The organism is Stenotrophomonas sp. 78350_Sma (assembly GCF_056482105.1).
Window position 1 is genome coordinate 1,065,530 of record NZ_CM151182.1, and the last position, 17,845, is coordinate 1,083,374.

20 protein-coding genes and 1 tRNA gene are annotated in these 17,845 nt (G+C 64.4%); 8 read left to right on the forward strand and 13 right to left on the reverse strand.

The features are described from left to right. The first annotated feature begins 176 nt into the window (after positions 1 to 176). From mltG to ACZK4H_RS04865, 7 genes are all read left to right on the forward strand, one after another. Positions 177 to 1,238 (forward strand): endolytic transglycosylase MltG, encoded by a 1,062-nt coding sequence (mltG, locus tag ACZK4H_RS04835; protein WP_099553853.1) that lies wholly within the window; start codon positions 177 to 179, stop codon positions 1,236 to 1,238. Continuing rightward, positions 1,235 to 1,900, forward strand: a complete 666-nt coding sequence (tmk, locus tag ACZK4H_RS04840; protein WP_043033676.1) for a dTMP kinase — start codon at positions 1,235 to 1,237, stop codon at positions 1,898 to 1,900. Before mltG ends, tmk begins: the two co-directional genes overlap by 4 nt. Further along, on the forward strand, positions 1,897 to 2,853 hold the full coding sequence (locus tag ACZK4H_RS04845; protein WP_099553855.1) for a DNA polymerase III subunit delta': 957 nt from the start codon (positions 1,897 to 1,899) through the stop codon (positions 2,851 to 2,853). Before tmk ends, ACZK4H_RS04845 begins: the two co-directional genes overlap by 4 nt. Further along, a complete protein-coding gene (locus ACZK4H_RS04850; RefSeq protein WP_004146965.1) occupies positions 2,850 to 3,203 on the forward strand; it encodes a PilZ domain-containing protein in 354 nt (117 codons plus the stop codon). The genes ACZK4H_RS04845 and ACZK4H_RS04850 overlap by 4 nt, the downstream gene beginning before the upstream one ends. Positions 3,204 to 3,338: 135 nt before the next feature. Then, positions 3,339 to 3,413: transfer RNA gene (locus ACZK4H_RS04855), tRNA-Val, on the forward strand. A gap of 284 nt (positions 3,414 to 3,697) precedes the next feature. After that, positions 3,698 to 4,603 carry a DUF4747 family protein gene (locus ACZK4H_RS04860; protein ID WP_158230221.1) on the forward strand — a complete coding sequence of 302 codons (906 nt, stop codon included), beginning with the start codon at positions 3,698 to 3,700 and terminating at the stop codon, positions 4,601 to 4,603. An 81-nt stretch (positions 4,604 to 4,684) separates the two neighbouring features. After that, on the forward strand, positions 4,685 to 5,281 hold the full coding sequence (locus ACZK4H_RS04865; RefSeq protein WP_143567684.1) for a hypothetical protein: 597 nt from the start codon (positions 4,685 to 4,687) through the stop codon (positions 5,279 to 5,281). A 13-nt stretch (positions 5,282 to 5,294) separates the two neighbouring features. On the opposite strand, the gene ACZK4H_RS04870 is transcribed toward ACZK4H_RS04865, so the two are convergent. Continuing rightward, positions 5,295 to 5,702, reverse strand: coding sequence for a hypothetical protein (locus ACZK4H_RS04870; protein ID WP_099553859.1), 408 nt, complete (start codon positions 5,700 to 5,702; stop codon positions 5,295 to 5,297). A gap of 565 nt (positions 5,703 to 6,267) precedes the next feature. On the opposite strand from ACZK4H_RS04870, the gene ACZK4H_RS04875 reads away from it, so the two are divergent. After that, positions 6,268 to 6,648, forward strand: coding sequence for a tautomerase family protein (locus ACZK4H_RS04875; protein WP_099553860.1), 381 nt, complete (start codon positions 6,268 to 6,270; stop codon positions 6,646 to 6,648). 31 nt (positions 6,649 to 6,679) lie between these two features. Here ACZK4H_RS04875 and ACZK4H_RS04880 read toward each other — a convergent pair whose 3' ends face one another. From ACZK4H_RS04880 to ACZK4H_RS04935, 12 genes are all read right to left on the reverse strand, one after another. Next, a complete protein-coding gene (locus ACZK4H_RS04880) occupies positions 6,680 to 7,753 on the reverse strand; it encodes a phage late control D family protein (protein WP_099497689.1) in 1,074 nt (357 codons plus the stop codon). Further along, the gene (locus ACZK4H_RS04885) at positions 7,744 to 7,959 is read right to left on the reverse strand and encodes a tail protein X (protein ID WP_049430174.1); all 216 of its coding nucleotides are present in this window, start codon (positions 7,957 to 7,959) and stop codon (positions 7,744 to 7,746) included. Before ACZK4H_RS04885 ends, ACZK4H_RS04880 begins: the two co-directional genes overlap by 10 nt. After that, entirely contained in the window at positions 7,943 to 8,410 is a 468-nt protein-coding gene (locus ACZK4H_RS04890; protein ID WP_049430173.1) for a phage tail protein, read from the reverse strand. Before ACZK4H_RS04890 ends, ACZK4H_RS04885 begins: the two co-directional genes overlap by 17 nt. A gap of 2 nt (positions 8,411 to 8,412) precedes the next feature. Further along, complete coding sequence (locus ACZK4H_RS04895) at positions 8,413 to 10,860, reverse strand: phage tail tape measure protein (protein ID WP_099553862.1); 2,448 nt, start codon at positions 10,858 to 10,860, stop codon at positions 8,413 to 8,415. A gap of 120 nt (positions 10,861 to 10,980) precedes the next feature. Next, entirely contained in the window at positions 10,981 to 11,271 is a 291-nt protein-coding gene (locus ACZK4H_RS04900) for a phage tail assembly protein (protein WP_005412456.1), read from the reverse strand. Between the two features lie 80 nt (positions 11,272 to 11,351). Next, on the reverse strand, positions 11,352 to 11,855 hold the full coding sequence (locus ACZK4H_RS04905) for a phage major tail tube protein (RefSeq protein WP_099553864.1): 504 nt from the start codon (positions 11,853 to 11,855) through the stop codon (positions 11,352 to 11,354). 2 nt (positions 11,856 to 11,857) lie between these two features. Continuing rightward, positions 11,858 to 13,060, reverse strand: coding sequence for a phage tail sheath C-terminal domain-containing protein (locus ACZK4H_RS04910; RefSeq protein ID WP_099553866.1), 1,203 nt, complete (start codon positions 13,058 to 13,060; stop codon positions 11,858 to 11,860). A gap of 106 nt (positions 13,061 to 13,166) precedes the next feature. Continuing rightward, positions 13,167 to 13,826 (reverse strand): hypothetical protein, encoded by a 660-nt coding sequence (locus tag ACZK4H_RS04915; protein WP_099553869.1) that lies wholly within the window; start codon positions 13,824 to 13,826, stop codon positions 13,167 to 13,169. A 1-nt stretch (position 13,827) separates the two neighbouring features. Further along, positions 13,828 to 15,819, reverse strand: coding sequence for a tail fiber domain-containing protein (locus tag ACZK4H_RS04920; RefSeq protein ID WP_478473059.1), 1,992 nt, complete (start codon positions 15,817 to 15,819; stop codon positions 13,828 to 13,830). Between the two features lie 7 nt (positions 15,820 to 15,826). Beyond that, complete coding sequence (locus tag ACZK4H_RS04925) at positions 15,827 to 16,375, reverse strand: phage tail protein I (protein ID WP_227860081.1); 549 nt, start codon at positions 16,373 to 16,375, stop codon at positions 15,827 to 15,829. A gap of 223 nt (positions 16,376 to 16,598) precedes the next feature. Further along, on the reverse strand, positions 16,599 to 17,495 hold the full coding sequence (locus tag ACZK4H_RS04930; protein ID WP_099553874.1) for a baseplate assembly protein: 897 nt from the start codon (positions 17,493 to 17,495) through the stop codon (positions 16,599 to 16,601). A gap of 2 nt (positions 17,496 to 17,497) precedes the next feature. Continuing rightward, positions 17,498 to 17,836: a GPW/gp25 family protein gene (locus ACZK4H_RS04935; protein WP_099553876.1), complete on the reverse strand. Its 339-nt coding sequence runs from the start codon at positions 17,834 to 17,836 to the stop codon at positions 17,498 to 17,500. Positions 17,837 to 17,845 lie beyond the last annotated feature (9 nt).

A 17,845-nucleotide genomic window follows, 5' to 3' on the forward strand; every position in this document is an offset into this window, starting at 1 on the left:
GCACGGATGCCGCCATGGCCGTTCATCCACGCATGGCGTGGATCTACTGATCGCCGCGCCAGGCATGGATTGTGGTGGGTGCCGACCGTTGGTCGGCACGGGTGTGCGGCCCCGGTCATGACCCCACACCACCGGCACGGTATCCTGCACGACGGAATCGAGTTCAGAGGTAGTCCATGGCGGGAGCCAAGCGCGGGTGTCTGTTCGTGGTAACGCTGGTGGTGGTGCTGGCCGCCGTCGTGGCCGGCGCGGGCGCGTGGTTCTTCTACCAGCAGACCCGGTTCGCCGATGCCCCGATCACCCCGTCCGCCGAGAGCGTGGTCATCGCCAGTGGCGATGGCATGAACAGCGTGCTGCGCAAGCTGCGCGATGCGGGCGTGGACGAGGGCCAGGACACCCAGTGGCAGCTGCTGGCGCGCCAGCTCGATGCGGCCGGCAAACTGAAGGTGGGCGAGTACGCGCTCAGTGGCGAGCTGACCCCGCGCGAGCTGCTGCTGCGCATGCGTGCCGGCAAGGTGCTGCAGCACCGCGTCACCATCGTGGAGGGCTGGAACATCCGCCAGCTGCGTGCCGCGCTCAAGCGCGCCGAGCCGCTGCTGCACACCACCGACACGCTCGATGACGCCGCGCTGATGCAGCGCCTCGGCTTCGGTGGCCAGCATCCGGAAGGCCGCTTCCTGCCGGAAACCTACGTCTACCAGCGCGGCGACAGCGACCTGGACGTGCTCAAGCGGGCCCATGGCGCCATGGAAAAGGCGCTGGACGAGGCCTGGGAAAGCCGTGCGCCGGACCTGCCGATCAACACGCCCTACGAACTGCTGACGATGGCCTCGATCATCGAGAAGGAAACCGCGCTGGCCAGCGAGCGCCCGCAGATTGCCGGCGTATTCATGCGCCGCCTGAAGATCGGCATGCGCCTGCAGACCGACCCGACCGTGATTTACGGCATCGGTGCCGCGTATGACGGCAACATCCGCCGCCGCGACCTGACCACCGATACGCCCTACAACACCTACACCCGTGCGGGCCTGACCCCGACCCCGATCGCCATGCCCAGCCGCGATGCGCTGATGGCCGCCGCGCAGCCGGCACCGGGCGACGCACTGTATTTCGTCGCCGTGGGCGATGGCAGTGGCGCGCACGTGTTCTCGCCCAGCCTGGACCAGCACAACGCCGCAGTCGCCCGCTACCTGCAGCAGCTGCGCCAGCAACGTACCAAGGAGACCCCGGCGCAATGAGTCCCGCGCTGCTTCGCCACCCGCGTTTCGTCAGCCTGGAAGGCGGCGAGGGCGCGGGCAAGACCACCGCCATCAACGCCATCCGTGACTGCCTGCGCAGCCACGGTCATGAGGTGGTACTGACCCGCGAGCCAGGCGGTACACCGCTGGCCGAGCGCATCCGCGGCCTGGTGCTGAAGCCTGATGCCGAGATCGCCGCCGAACCGCTCAGTGCCGAGGCCGAACTGCTGCTGGTGTTCGCTGCGCGCGCGCAGCATGTGCGCCAGGTGATCCAGCCGGCCCTGCAGCGCGGCGCCTACGTGTTGAGTGATCGCTTCACCGATTCCAGTTACGCCTACCAGGGCGGTGGCCGCGGGCTCGATCCGCAGTGGATTGCCGATCTGGAGCGCCGCGCGGTGGGCCTGTTGCCGGGCCTGACCTTGCTGCTGGATGTGGACGTGGCGGTGGGCCGCGCGCGTGCCAACGGCCGTGACCTGTGGCCGGACCGCATCGAAAGCGAGCAGGACGATTTCTTCCAGCGCGTGCGCGAAGTATTCCGCGGCCGTGCGCAGCAGGACCCGCAGCGTTTTGCGTTGATTGATGCGGGCCAGGAGCAGGCGCGCGTGGCCGCTGATGTGGTCGCGCATGTCGAGCGCTGGCTGCAGGACGGGGAGGGCGCATGAGCACGTTCTCGCCATGGCAGCAGCGCGCGTTCGACCAGACCGTGGCCGCGCTCGATGCAGGTCGCCTCGGCCATGGCCTGCTGATCTGCGGGCCGGCCGGGCTGGGCAAGCGTGAGGTGGCGCTGGCATTGGCCGACCACGTGCTGGCCCGCGGCGATGCCGCGCATGCCACGCGCACGCGCCAGCTGATCGCTGCGGGTACCCATCCGGACCTGCAGCTGGTCAGCTTCATTCCGAACAAGAGCGGCGACAAGCTGCGTACCGAGATCGTCATCGAGCAGGTGCGCGAGATCACCGACAAGCTGGCGCTGACGCCGCAGTACGGCGTGGCACAGGTGGTGATCGTCGACCCGGCCGATGCCATCAACCGCTCGGCCGCCAACGCGCTGCTGAAGACCCTGGAAGAGCCGCAGCCGGGCCGCTACCTGTGGCTGATCAGCAGCGACCCGGCGCGCCTGCCGCAGACCATCCGCAGCCGTTGCCAGCGCCTGGAATTCAAGGTGCCGCCGCAGCATGAAGCGATGGCGTGGCTGCAGCAGCAGGGCCACAGTGAAGCATCGGCGCGCGAAGCGCTGGACGCCGCGCGCGGCCACCCCGGCCAGGCCGACAACTGGCTGCGCGAAGACGGCCTGAGCCTGCGCCGTGAAGTAGGCCGTGAGCTGGAGCAGCTGGCCGCCGGCAAGACCGGCGCGGTGGAGCTGGCGCAGAAGTGGTGCGGCGATGACAACGCGGCGCTGCGCCTGCGCTTTGCCGCCGACCTGGCGCTGGCCCAGGCCAGCACCGATGCCTTGACCACGCCGGAGCGATTGCACAAGCTTGCAGCCTGGTTCGATGCGGCCAACCGCACCCGCGACCTGCTGCGCACCACGGTGCGTGCAGACCTTGCGGTGGTTGAGTTGCTGCTGGCCTGGAACAAGGTGAACGAGCGGCCTGCCGCAAGGGGAAATCGATGAGTGCCAGCAACGCCCGCCAGGGCATCCTGTCCCTGGCCGTGAAGGACAAGGCCGCGCTGTACAGCGCGTACATGCCGTTCGTGAAGAACGGCGGCATCTTCGTGCCCACACCCAAGCGTTACTTCCTGGGCGACGAAGTGTTCCTGCTGCTGACCCTGCCCGATTCCAGCGAGCGCCTGCCGGTGGCCGGCAAGGTGATCTGGGTGACCCCGGCCGGCGCGCAGGGCAACCGCACCGCCGGCATCGGCGTGCAGCTGGCCGACGGTGCCGAAGGCGAGGGCGTACGCCACAAGATCGAGACCCTGCTGGCTGGCCTGACCAGTTCTGACAAGCCGACCCATACGATGTAACAGGGCGCGGATTGCCGCCCCCGGTAGCGCCGGGCCATGCCCGGCGGCGCCCCTCGAAACACCCGTGAACACGAATGTGAAAAACTGTTGACGGCCTCTGAAAAGCCCCTATAATGAGCGGCTCAGCAACACACCGGGCGGTTAGCTCAGCGGTAGAGCATTGCCTTCACACGGCAAGGGTCACAGGTTCGATCCCTGTACCGCCCACCAAATAGAACCCTGATTTTTCAGGTGTTATGAAAAAGCCGGCCATGAGCCGGCTTTTTCGTGTGCGTCAGCTATCGGCAGCTGTAGTGCCAACTTAGCATTCAATTGTGAGTAGAGCGTGCCAAGCCTCGATCAGGTTAAGTGAATCTCCTGTACTGTCGTCAATGCCTGCATTTGCGGTAAAGTCAGCTTTTGAGCCTTTGGCTTAAAGTTGAGGGGGGGCAGATACTGGTGCTGCAATGCCAGCGCTCTGGTCAAGAAATCTAAGCGATGCGAAAGGAATAGGCATGGCTGTAAATCAAGTGATTGAGCTTGGTGCAATAAACGTTGTGCTCACTCCGCATCCTACGGGGGCGTACAAGAGATTTTTTGAGCTCGTCTTGCGTGCTCGTATCAGGGCGCCCATCTTTGGCGGGAAGTGGGGAATCTTTAGCGCATTGGATCCAGTTGCCGGCAGAAACGGCGATGTTGTTGGCTTTAGTGGTGTGATTTCTACATTTACGAAGCTTGATAAGAATCTGCCGTGGTTCAACGAGGATACTGCGCAACCTGCGTCAGATGACGACTTGGATGGGCTGGCGATCCTGGATCATCTTCAGCCTAATCATCAGGGGTGTTCTTTCTACTTCGATTTGCGGCAGCATATTTTCATCTTTGAGACTCTTGCTCGCAAAGGTGGTCTATCTCCTCGTTTGATGAAAATTTTCCTGGATCGAGTATTTTTGGCAGAGGAAATTTCTTCGGAAATAAGGCCGCCTAAGCTCACTGTTATTCCAGATGCTGATGCGGTTGACGAAATCCTGGGCTGGGAGAGGATCAAAAAGTTGACGATCCACGCCACAAGGCCGAACCCCGGTGACTATGATGAAGATGACCTTGCTGAGTTCGAAGAATCCTTGGTAGAGCAGAACGCGGCTTCCGTCGACTTGGTGCTAAATGCCATGGAGGGTGAGTTCTTGCAGCCTAGTGACAGGACTCGAACTCTTACTGCAATCAGTGCAGATAACGGCTTCGTGGTTGCCAAAGGGCAAGATGAACAAGGGCATCCCAAGACACTATCGACGAAGGACGAGTCACCATTCTGGCAGAGAAAGTACTTTGATCCTGACGTTGAGATTTTTGGCTACGCCTTCGTAAGGATGGCGCAAGCGGCAGTGCGAACGATCGTTCAAAGTCGGCGGAGTAGGGCTTAACACATGAAAGTATCGGCTGCGTACAACGGTGTTCGAATTGCGTTTCGCCGATACTGGTCCACCTATGGGGGGATGTCATACGTGTTGACCTCCCCCTTCTGTCACGCAGCTGTGCTGCTCACGCTGCTTTGCACTCCATTCTGGTGGTCGGGAGACTGGTGGGAGAAGAGTCTTTCGGTTCTCCCGTCGCTTTTGGGGTTCTCGATCGCAGCATTTGCACTTCTTTTGGCTGTCGGGGACGACAAGTTCAAAGTTGCAATGGGTAGAGAGCGCAGTGGTGGAAGCGCCTCTACCTTGAACGATCTGGCTGCCAGGTTTTTTCATTTTTTGATGATTCAAGTGCTGGCTGTGCTTTTTGCATTCTTGGCGCTCGGGCGTCCCGCGACATGGCTGGTGAACAATGTGCCAGCCTTCGATCAAGCGACTGTTTTAGGATTATTTCTACTAATCGCAACGAAGATCTTCCGATTTTCCGGTTTCTTCCTTCTTTCGTATTCACTGATGACGGCGCTCGCTGCGACTCTCTCGCTTTTCAGAGTGGCGACCATTTTTTCGAAATTTGTTAGCGCGCAGCCTCCAGGGCCGGCTGCAGGATCGGGTGGTGCAGTTGGAAATGCCGCGGCTCATAGCAGGGCTGGAGTCCAACAACCAAGCCAGCGGGATCCGAATGACCCGTAGCGGCTTGTGATCATCATATAGCGTCACTCGCCAGGCAGTTGCTCACATCACGCACCAGCTGTCGCGCGGCCACGATCAGTCCGTCGATATGGAAAGCGCCCAATTGTTCGTCCGGGCCCCCTTCGTTGCGCGCACGGTCGGCGGCCTGCAGCAGATCTAGCAATGCTGTGAGCCCAGACATCGAACGGCGCAGCGAGGCGTGATTGCTGGCGCCGAGGGTGAGGCTGCGGCACGGCTGTCCGTCGTCGCCATCGGCGTGGCTGATGGCGTTGAGACAGGCGAAGAAGGCGGGCGACTGTGTGGGCAGGTTCTGTTCCTGCAGGGCGCATTCGATCTCGCGTGCGAGGTCTTCAGGCACGTCGGTGGCAATGTTGCCGATCAGGGCGTGCAGGCGGGGATGGATGGCGGTGCGGTTGGTCATGGCGAAACCCTCACTGGCGTAGGTCCACCTTCCGGAGCGAAGGTGGCGGACGGTGCGGGTTGGCGTACCAAGGCAAACAAGCTTCAGGGGAGAAGAATGCCTGGCGGATCTGGCGATCCCCACGCACCGGCCGCCATTGAAGGCAGTCGGTGCATTCTCTCTGCTGCGATTGTTCTTGCAGCCCCTAAATCTTGTTTGTTTATTCGAGACGCCAATCCCGGCCCAGGCAATCTGCCTCGGCGCGGCGATCATCACGCCGGGCAATCACATCGGTCTGTAAGGAAAGTTCCCAACTTTCTCCAGGCAGGCCGGACGTTTCCCGTTGTGTGCCGTCCAACACCTGCGAGTAGTGCGGCGCGTCACTGATGGCGCAAATCGCCGCCCCTGCCGACCGTGCGCATGACGCCTTCGGAGCCGCGCCGCCATGCCAATCACGTCACCTCGCGCGGGAGGGGGGGGGCACGCCACGAATGAAGGCAGAGGGTTCCATTCCTGCGCTGTCCCACCGCCCCGGGTAGGCGTAGTCTCAACCTCTCGCCGTACCCATCCACGCTGGAGTGTCACCATGCCGCTCGCCCGCATCGATGTTCGCAAAGGTAAATCCGCCGACTACCTGCAACGCGTCGGCGAAACCATCTACCAGGCCATGCGCGCGGTGGGTGTGCCGGAAAACGACCGCTTCCAGATCTTCCAGGAACACGAGCCCGGCACGCTGATCTACGACCCCGGCTACCTGGGCGTGGACCGCACCGACGACTTCATCTGCATCCAGATCACCTGGAACGAAGGGCGTACGCTGGAGCAGAAGAAGGCGTTGTATGCGGGCATTGCCGAGGGCCTGCACGCGGCAGTGGGCATCCGTCGCGAGGATGTGTTCATCAACCTGGTGGAAGTGAAGAAGGAGAACTGGTCGTTCGGGAACGGGGTAGCGCAGTACGTGAGTTGATGCGGGAAGCGCATCCACGCATGGCCTGGATCTACACCTCGCTGCCGACCTGCTCGCCTTCGGTGACCGCGGCACTGCGGGCCGCCTTCACTGTGTCGGCACTGTTGGGTTGTTCGCACTCGATGCTGGTCACGTAGCCGTCGTGGCTGATGTTGTGCTCGGCACGCTTGACCAGCCACTGCCCGTCCACGCCATCGCGGAAGCCCTGCATCACCACCGTGGCTTCGGCCATCAACGTCTCGCGGCCGGGCAACGTGTAGCTCAGCGTACGCGTCTGCCTGGCCTGTTCCTGGTGCTTGGCGCGCGCTGCAGCTTCGGCGGTTTCGCGGTCGGCGTAGGCCATGCGCAGGCGCACGATCGGTTCACCGCTGCCCAGCTTCACTTCCTGGCGCGTGGCACCGCGTACATCGCGATAGTAGGCGATGGTGGTGCCGGTCTTCTCGCGCGAGACGATGCTCACCTTGTAGCCACTGCCATCGGCCGGGGTCAGGGTGACGTCGGCAATGCGCTCACCGCTGGCACTGGTGGATTCACCCCGCTTGATGAACATCAGGCGGCCGCCGCCCGGCTTGGCGATGGCGTCATGCTGCTTGGCCAGGCGCAGCAGCAGGTTCATGTCCGACTCCTGCGACTGCACCGTCAGCGGCAGCGCGATCGATGCAAGCGACCCACTCACGGCAGCCTCCATTCCGTGTTCGCCGGCCATGCGTTGCACCATGCCGCCGATGGTCGTGCCCTTCTTCCAGGTGCGCGTCTTCTGCGTCTGCAGATCGTTCTTGCCGCCCTTGCTGGCCTCGAACGGCGCCGCGCGGGCACGCAGGGTCATGCTGCCCGGGTAGCCGGAAATCTCCACCTCGTCGCAGATGTACAGGCCCATGCGCCGCACGTCACCGTCGTAGCCGATGAAGGCTTCCAGCTCCGCGCCCGCCGGCGGCAGCTGGATCGGATCGGAAGGATCATGGTCGGCCAGCTGCAGTTCCAGCATGTCCGAGTTGTTGTCGGTCTCGTCGGTGATCCGCAGCGACTTGAAGCGCGACCTGATGGTGTCGGTGATGTCCTGGTTGTTGGCCACCACGCGGAATGCCGGTGTGATGTTCAGTCCCACAGGGCCACTCCCTTGCGCTCGTTTGCCGGGCGCTGCACATCCGGCAGGGTGATCGCCATGCCCGCGGGCAGTACCGCGCCGCGTGCGGCAAGACCCGGGTTGGCGTCGAATACCGCGCGCAGGATGGCCGGTGATTGTTCGCCATAGTGCGTGTACGCGATGCGGTCGACGACGTCGCCGTCGCGGGTGTTATACGTTCGTGCCATCGCTGTGCTTCCGCAGGGAGAGGGTGAATTCGTGCCGTTGGATTCCGGCATCGGCAGTGAAACCGGAGGCGGTGGCGTCGATCTTGTCGATGACCCACAGCCCCAGGTTCCCGCCCTTGCCGGTCAGCAACCGCTGTGGCTTGCCCTGCGCGGCCAGCTTGCGCAGCTGCGAGAGCTCATTGCCGGCACCGCGGAACGCATAGTGGATGACGCCAGGCAGCGTCATGCTGGCCTTGCCGGGCCCGGTGTACTGCAGCGCAGCCATCTGGCCGATGCGTTCCTGCGCTGCCCAGCCATACTCGTTGCTCTGCTGGATGTCCTGGAACACGGCGGTGTTGAGGCTGAACTTGAAGCCGCCCAGCATCAGAAGTACCGGGGCGTTGCCGGAATCGTTGGCTTTGAACTGCGACAGCAGCTTGTCCACTGTGCCGGTTACGAACTCGCGCTTCATGCTCAATTCCTGTCTGCAAGGCCACCACGGGCGGCAACCGCGTTGCGACGCTGCAGTTCGTCGGCGGTGCGACGTGCTACGGATTCGCTGGATTCACCTGGTTGCTGGTGGATGGTGATGTTGTTGGTCTGTTGTTGCTGCACGGTGGTGGGTGCACGGGTGGTGGGCGAGGGCATGGCCGGTGCAGTGCGTCCCTGCGCACCGCTCAGCTCAGCCATGCGCCGGTTCAAGCCATCGTTGCTGTCGGTGCCGACGGCATATGCGACCCGTGCCATGTCACCAATGCCACCACCACCGCGTGCCTTCATGCTGCTGTAGATGTTGGCGGCGCCCACTGCGGTCTGCAGCCCGCCCTCGGCGACCTCCAGCGCTTTGTCCTTGGCAGCCCCTACGCCACCACCAAGCTTGTCCATGAACCAGCCGACGCCTTCAATGACCGGCTTGAGCTTCTCCAGGATGCGGTCGAACGCAGCCGTTGCCTTCTCGCTGATCGACTCCCAGATGCTGCCGAGCGTCTCGCTGATGAAACCGGCGACGGTGCCAAGCATCTCGCCCAGCCACACCACTGCTCCCACCACGCCGCCGATGACCTGGATGACCAGCCGGAAGTTGGTCAGCAGCGCTTCGCCTACCAGTGAGCCGATCTGGCCGACGCGTGACAGTTCGTTGCCGGTGTACTGCGCCGGTTCCAGCATCTTCGACAGCCAATCCCAGGCCTGCCCGATCAGCCCGCTCATGACTTCCCAGGCAGGGCGCAGCGGTTCGACCGCGCGCATCAGCTCCCCCATCGCCGCGGTGCCTGCACCGCTGAGACCTTCCCAGACACCGCCCAGGAACGCCTTGATCGGCTCCCAGTATTTGCGCACCAGGATGGCGCCTGCGGTGATCGCTGCGATGGCGATCGTGATCGGCCCGCCACCGATGGCGGCCACGGCAGTAGCAACCACACGGAAGCCAGATGCCAGGCGCATGGCCATCGGCCCGAAGCGTCCCAACTGGGCCAGCAGGCTGCCGCCACGGAACAGCTCGAAGGCCTTCTGCACGGCCAGGATCGGGCCCTGCAGGAACGTCCAGGCGTAGCGGGCGCCGAGCACCGCCGTGCGCACGCCCAGCATGCCGACCACGATCTGCGTGGTGTTGGCGATCAGCTTCGGGTTTTCCTGCACGAACGAGGTGACCCCGTTCAGCAGTTCGGTGAGCTTGACCGCGGCCTCGCCCACCGCCGGCAGCAGCGCGGCACCGAAGGCCTTGGACAGGTTGTCCACGGCGATTTTGGCGCCCTCGATCTTCTGCGGGTCGGTCTGCATCGCATCGGCATAGGCTGCATCGGTGGTGCCTGCCGATCCATTCAGCGCCTTGTCGCGGGCTCGAACATAGGTGTCCCAGTTCTCGATCATCGGCTGGACGAAGTTCTTCGCCTGGGCATCGCCGAACAGTGCGCCGATCTTCTTCTGGTCGCCCGCAGTGGCCTGGATGATTCCCTGCATGGCGGCATCGAAGGGATTGCCACCGTCGGTCTGCGCGTCACCGATGATCTTGCGCAGGTCCAGATTGAGGCTCTTCTTCGCCTTGTTCTGCAGCTCCGGCGACAGGACGGACGACATGAAGTTCTTCATGTTGCTGGCGGCCTTGTCGGCGCCGCCGGCCGAATCCAGCGTGGCCTGGAGGGCGGCGCCGAGGGTCGCGGCCGCCGAGGTGCCCCGCAGCTTCATCGCTTCGAACGACGAGCCCAGGGCAGGCAGCACTTCAGCCATGTCCTTCAGGCCCAGGCCGCCCTGCCGGCTGTTGACGACCAGCACATCCAGCGCGTTCTGCATGCGCGAGGGGTCGATATCGAACGACTGCTGCAGGGCGGCTGCGGCCTGGGCCACATCATCGATGCTGGCGCCGGTGACGGTGGTGGTCCGCCCGACCGCGCCCAGGCTGGCCTGGGCCGACTGCGCATCCATGCCGGCGTCGATCATCAGCCTGATCGAGCGCTGCAGCGCGTTGGCGCCCTGGTTGGTCGCACGCGACTGTTCCAGGATGGCCTGACCCAAGGCGCTCACCTGGGCCCGGCTGAGGTTGGCCGCCACGCCGATCTGCTGGTTCTGGCGGGCAAAGCCGGAGGCGTTCTCCACCGGCTTGGCCAGCGCGGTAACGGCCGTGCCAAGCGCACCACGTGCCTCGCCGAATGCCGAGCCGAGCTTCTCGCGCTTCTCCAGATTGGCGGTGCGCTTTGCCTCGATGCTCTCCAGTGCCTCCTGCGAGGCACGCAATGCGTCGACCTGGGCACGCATGCGAGCGTATTCCTTGCTCGTCGTGTTCAGACGGGCAAGCCTGCGGTCCAGCAGTGTCATCTCGGTGCCGATGCGCTTGATGCCATCATTGGCGAAGGACAATGCGTCCTTCAGCGATTTGGACACCGAGCCGCCGATCGTGATCGTTGTCGTTTGAACGTTATTGGCCATGTACCGGCAACCCCTGAATCCACCAGATGAACTTCGACACCCGCAGCGTCATGATCTCGCGCAGGCCCCAGCCGGTATGCCCGGCCAGGGCAAGCACTCCCTGCCTGATCTGCGGCAGGGTCAGGTGGTAAAAAGCGCCACGCCTGCCTGCAGCCGGGCGTAGTCGCGCAGCGGCATCTTGCGCACGTCGTCCGGCGAGATCTCGCACAGGTTGGCGATCATCCGCACCTCACGCTGGGCGTCGCTGCCCTTGTCGTCCTGGTAGCGCTCCATGTCTTCCACGGTCGGTTCACGCATGCGCAGCACGGCGGTCTCCATGCCGTTGACCTGGCGCGGGCGGGTGAGGGTGATCTCGGCAAAGCCATCGCGCTCGATGACGGTGTCGGTGGGGGTCTTGGTCTTGCTGGACATGAAGGCGTTCCTGGAATGCGATGCGGTGCGATGGATGCGGGGGCGCGAGGCGCCCCCGGGTTCTTCGGTGCGGCGTGGGCTCAGATGCCCAGCGCGCCGCGGATGCCGGCCAGGACGTCGACGCCACCCTGGCGGGCGATCATGTTGACCACGTCGATCTCCTGCACGACCTGGGCGCCATGGGTCAGCTTGTAGTAGCTCAGCGCCAGGCTGACCTTGATCGTGCCTTTCTCGCCGACCTTGGTTTCACCACGGTCCAGCAGCTTCACCTTGCCGCGCATGTTGTGCACGACCTGGGTCACTTCGCCGTCGTCGCCTTCCAGCGCTTCGCGGGCGGTGAAGCCATACTCCTTGCTCTCGATGACGTGGAACTTGGTCATGATCTCCGCGTCGTCCGAGGCGAACTCGACCTCGGCGGTGAGCTTTTCATGGCCGAGCACGATCTCGGTCGGGGCCAGCATGCCACCGGCCTGGAAGTCCTCGGTCTTCAGCGACAGCTTGGGGGCGGTGAAGGACATCACGCTGCCGGCATAACCCTTGCCGTCGACGTAGAAGTTGAAGTTCTTGCGGATCTTGCGCGCCATGCTTAGAAGATCTCCGAGACGTAGTTGTTGTTCATGTGCATGCGGAAGGTCAGCTGCTCACCCGGGTAGGTCGGGGTGAAGTCGAAGTCCCAGTAGAAGCGGCCCTGGGCCACGCTGTCCGCTGCGTTCAGTTCAGGGTCAATCCAGCAGTTGCCACCGAGGATCGCGCCCTGGGTCTTCAGCCCGCGCAGGAAGGCATTGACACCCTCGCGCACGTCATCGACGTAGGTCTTGCTGATGCCGCGATCGACGGCCCACAGGTGGGCGGCTTCCAGGCTGTCGGCGATGATGTCGGCGGTGCGCACCACGCACAGGAACTGCCACTTCGGGTCGATGCTGGTGGTGCGGTTGCCCCACAGGCGGAAGCCCCCTTCGCGGATGACCGTCGCCACGTTGGCCTGGTTCAGCAGGTTGGCGCGGCTGGTGGCATCGGACAGACCGAAGTCGATCGCACGCGCGGTACCGACCACGCCGTTGAGTTCCAGGTTCGACGGCGACGCCCACCAGCCGCGCTCGTTGTCGCTGCGGGCGATGGCACCGGCCACGGCACCGGAGGCATAGCGGGTGACGATGGCATCACCGGACTGCACCAGCAGTGCCGGGTCGACCACGTAGACGCGCTTGGAGCCGGTCAGGGCGGCGGTGGACTTGGCAGCGTCGTCGTTGCTGTTCGGGCCATCCTTGATGATCACTGCGCGCAGCTTGTCGGCAATGCCGAGCAGTTCCGCGACGACCGGGTTGGCCAGCACGGCCTCCGGCTTGGCCGGGTCGGTGGGGTGCACATGGGTGAAGCCGGGTGCGACCAGGATGCGCGGCTTGACGCCAACGATGGACTTGGCAGCCAGCAGTGCATGCACGCCTTCGTAGGCGCCGGTCTGGGCGTTCACGCCGCCCAGCACGTTGGCCAGGGTGGCGCTTTCGTTGGCGCCCTTCTCGACGCGGACGACGACGACGACGGCACTGGACTGGTCGAAGATCGCGTCGAGCGCACCGGGCAGGGTGCCGGCATCGGCGCCGGTGGTGGCCGACAGCTTGGCAGCCTGCGACGACGAGGTCACCAGGACGGGCGTGTTGATGGGGAACGCTTCGGTGTCGGCCAGCGGTGCGGTGCCGACGATGCCGATCACGCTGCTGGAGGCGATGGCAATCGATCGGGCACCGGTATCGATGTTGACGACCTGTACGCCATGGAGAAATTCGGTCATTCGGGGTTCTTCCTCGGTGTGGGTGTGTGCCGGCTTGTGTAGGCGACGGGGTAATGTTCGGAGAATGTGGTTGTCGGGATAATTGCAGCGGTGGCCCGCTGATCGATCAGACCCAGCCGGAGGCGCTGACTCTGGCGCTGAAGGTTGAAACCTGGGCGATACCCCCGGCACGGCGCAGCGCGACGGAAATGCTGACGCTGTCTGATTCGTAGCTGGCCGACTTGGCAGGGACGCTGATCGACAGGCCTGCCGATGGTGCCGCCGATGCCGGAACGAACGAGGGAGCACTGGTGCTGAAAGAGGCTTTCGCGGGCGTGGAACCGGTGATCTGCACTTCGTACTCGGAAACGCTTGCACCTGCCGGAAGCCACTGGCCCGACGCTGCTACTGAGCTGCCTCCATTGCCGCCACCGGCGACGCCTGTGCGGATGGCATAGGTGCCGTCGGCATACATCAGGATCGAGACGGTTGCCGACACGGAGCCGGTGGAGTTGGTCTTGGCGCCATTGCTTGCCGAGTAGCCCTTGCCATGGAACGGTAGCCTGTAGGTGGCGCTGCCGCGGGCCGCCCACAGGTTGGACACGTCCATGCCGTTGATGCGATGGCCTACGTCCGCACGTTTGCTGCCGTACTGGATGTGCGCGTAGCGGCGGCTCAGGTCGGTGCCGCCGATACGGCGGCCCGAATCCTGTGCAAGTGGACCTTCGACGTACGGATCGAACAGGTCGTCAAAGTCGACACCGGAAGAGCGATATCCGCTGGGCATGTCAGCGCTCCGCTTTCAGTGCGCGCACTTCGGCGGCCAGCTCCTGGATGGCCTTGGCCATCACCGGCAGCAGCTGGTCGAGCTTGACCGATGCCACGCGCTCGCCCTGGAACTCGACACCTTCCAGGTCGACCGCTTCCGGCACCAGTTCGGCCAGCTGCTCGGCGACGAAGAACAGGCGGCGACGACCGTCGTCGTTGTACTCAGGCTTGTAGTGGCCGGCTGCCAGTTCCATCTGTTCGACAGCCGCCAGGCCGTAGGGGAGCGTGCCTTCGATGTTCTTCAGCTTGCGCGAAGAGCCAACGTCGTAGCCTCCCGTGGCAGATACGCTGCCGATGAAGGCATGGCCAGTGAACCCATTCTCCGCTGAGTATTGAATCCGATTGCCATCACCCCAGCCTACGTATCCCATGCGTGTTCCATCCGCGCGATGGAACGCGACGTAGCCAGCGAGTGCATCGGTACCGGCGTTGGTTCGAACGCAGTCGCCCGCGCTGATGACCGAGCCTGCTGCGGTGAGGGTTTCATTGAAGGAGGCGGGACCGATCACGGAAACGGAGGAGCCGCGCAGCTCAAGTGGTGCGAAGGCATTCTCGGCCGGATTCACTGATTGGAGCACGGTGTTTCCCGCCCCATTGCTGATGAATCGGATCAGATTGTGTCCCGCAGCTGCCTGGGCATACAGATAGGCATTGATGCGCAGTGCACCAGACACCGTGTCGCCGGCTTTGCTTATCTTGCTTGCCGGATCGAAGTTGCCGCTGGTCCAAATCGTGCCGCCCGCATTCAGCGTTGCGCCATAGCCGCCAGCGGAGTTGGAAAAAGTGAAATTCGGCCCGTTCTTGAAAATGTAGGAACTGGCATCGCCAAGTACCAGGACGCCGTCGTTCGCCACTCCGGCCCAGCCATAAGAGCGAAGCGAGTTTCCATTCACAGCAACGTGACCACTGAAGATTCCGCCGGTCTTGTCCATCTTCGTGTCAGGCGAAAAGTTGCCTGCGTGCCACATCGCCGAGCCGTTCCAGCGTGGCACGTCATTGTGTGCGATGGTCAGTTCGCCTGCGGCGGTCCGGCCGGTATTCCATGACCTCCAGGTCGACTTGCCCTCCCAGGCCCCGATGTACGCGGTTTCCGCGCCGTACTTGCCGAAGCCAAGAAGCGGGTATGTGCCACCAATGAACTGCTGGTCGCGGAAGTCATTACGCGACAGGTTGGCCTTGTCGTTGATCGCCTCCTGCAGCCCGGTCACATCAGCAATCACATGCTTGTGGCCCACGGTGGCGAAGTCACCGGCCAGGGCGAACTCGGAGGCGTGCTTGCCATCCAGGGTGTCGGCGTCCAGGCCGTTGCCATGCCCGGTGTCCTTCAGCGCGGCACTCTTCAGCTCCAGCGCCGTGCGGGCCGCGCTGGTGTTCGCCGCAGACAGCAGTGTCTTCGCCAGCGCGGTCGGGGCGCTGGCGCCGAAGCGCTTGTCGGTGTAAGCGCGCACGCCACGCGGGGTAACTGCGCGCTGGGTGTCGGTCGCATCTTCGGCTTCGGTGCTGGTGGCCAGCTCGACCACGCCGACGACCTCGGTGGTGGCCGGAGGATAGAGGAAGCCGGCATCGCCGAACTGGATCTGCGTCGTGTCGATCCCGCTGAAGCGGGTATCGGTGGCCAGCAGCAGCATCGACGCGGCCGACTTCTCCATGATCGGATCGGCCTGGCCGTAGCTGGCGAACAGGGTGCCGTCGGCCAGGTACAGGCCGAAGCCGCGCAGCGTGTAGGAGGTGGCGCTGTCGTCGCGGATGGTGACGTGCACGGTGTCATCGCCCACCGCCTGGCCGCCGAAGGTGGCGACGCGCTTGATCTCACCGGGCAGCGCGGTGAGCCCCGCGGAAGGCACGAAGGCGGTCGAGGTCAGGCCGATCTGGGTGATCAGCACGGCGTTGGTGCCGGTGTTCGGCGGATTGACCAGCTTGGCGAAGCCGGCATCGGTGATTTTCAAGCGCATGCGGGGGTTACTCTCCGATCAGTTGAAGGCGGCGGAAGGCCGTGGCGTGGGCGGCTGCAAGTGCGCCGACGGCGGCGTCGGCCTGCATGCCCTGGGTAAAGGTGAAATGCGAGCGCACCGGCTTGGTCCGGGTGATTTCGCCAATGACGTCCTCGACGAACATCGCCGTGGCGGACTGGCCATCCTGGTTGGCGATGGTCATCACCGCTTCGAAGGTGTGCGGCGCGCCCTTGGGCTGCAGCTGCCACCACTCGCGGATCAGCACCGAGCCGCCGAAGGCGGCCACCACGTCGCGCACGCTGCCGGCGGTGCCCTTGCGTCGCTGGATGGCGATGGCCGTACGCACCCGGGCGCGCTTCACGGCTTCGGGCCAGTAGGCCTTCCATTCGTCCACCGACAGCGCCCAGGCCAGCCAGGGCAGCAGTGCGGTCGGACAGCGGTCGGCATCCCACAGCGCGGTGATGTCCACCGGCAACGGACGCGCAACGATGGCGCGGGCAAGCGCGCGCTCGGCGTGGGTGGCGTTGGCGGGCAGCAGGTTCGCCGCTGAAGGCACCACCACCTGGGCGTCACCATCGATGACCTCGCCGGGCGCCGGTGCAGCGGCCAGGGTGACCCTGCTGCCCTCGATGACGCTGCCCTGCAGCAGCTGCCGCCCCTGCGCATCGGTGCGGTATGCCGCCTGCAGGCTCGCCAGCGCGCCGCCGGGGTGGCGGAAGGTGCGGTTGCGGCCATCGATCGCGCCGCGCAGGCGCGCGTTGATCAGGCGCGTGCTCGGCTCATTCATCGGTGCCGCCGTGGGTCAGGGTCACGCCGGTGCAGTGCGTGGCCTGGGTTCGGTCCACCACCACATCTGCAGCCGGACGGACGATCTCCACGCGCTGCACGCCCTCGGCATGCAATGCGGCGAACAACCCCGAACGGGTGACATCGCGGCCGAGACGATGTGACTCGCCGATGTAGCGGTCCAGGCGGGTGCGTGCTTCGGCAAGCACGACCTGTGAATCCGGGCCGGCAAAGGTGAACAGCGTGGCGTCGACCGTGTAGTTGACGATCGTGGCCGGCTTGACCAGCACGTGGTCGGTCAGCGGTCGCACGTCATCCGCGCTCAGCTTCGCCTCGACGATGTCGAGCAGGCCCTGGGTGGCGGTTCCATCCGCTTCGCGCGACAGCACCGAGACCACCACTTCGCCGGGGCCGGGACTGGTCGCACTGGCGTCGAGCACGCGCGGGTCCGCGCTCAGCGCATGGAATACATAGGCACCCTCCGGCCCTGCCACGCTGAATCCTTCCGGGCCCAGCTGGATGCGGCGGCGGAAGTCCTCATCGCTCTCATATCGCGGTGGAATGCCTTCCTGCGGTTTGCCCGGGTCGAGCACCTGGCGGACGACGCCGAAGATCGCGGCGAGGTGGTCCAGGTCGCTGCCACCGGCATACGCCAGCATCACGCCACGCGCGGCGTCGTTGACGCGCTGGCGATCGAGCAGGCGCAGGTAGGTGCAGACCTCCAGGATCTTGAAGGCCGGGTCCGACGGCAGCAGCGCGTCGAAAGTGGGATCCAGGGCCTGCAGTGCGGTCAGCGATTCATCGAACATGGCTTCGAAATCGAGCACTTCGATGACCGCCGGTGCAGGCAGCTGGGACAGATTGACACTGGTGAACGAGCCGGATGCCACGGTTAGCGAACCTCGATTCCTTCGATGGTGATGGCCTCGCCGTCCGGCAGGTGGATCCCGGTCACTGCCAGGATCATCACGCCGGGGGCGGGGAGGGAGACGTCGACGTTCTCGACGTGGAGACGCGGTTCCCATCGCGCCAGCGCGTCGACGGTGGCCGCGATCAGGTCCATGCGCAGCGAGCGGTTGGTCGGCGCATCGATCAGTTCAAACACGCGTGAACCGTATTCGCGGCGCAGTACGCGGGAGCCAAGGGGCGTGGTGAGGATGTCACGCACGGACTGGTGGAGATGGGCGAGCCCATCCAGTGATTTGCCGGTGTTGGCGTCGGTTCCTCGCATGGCCTCTAT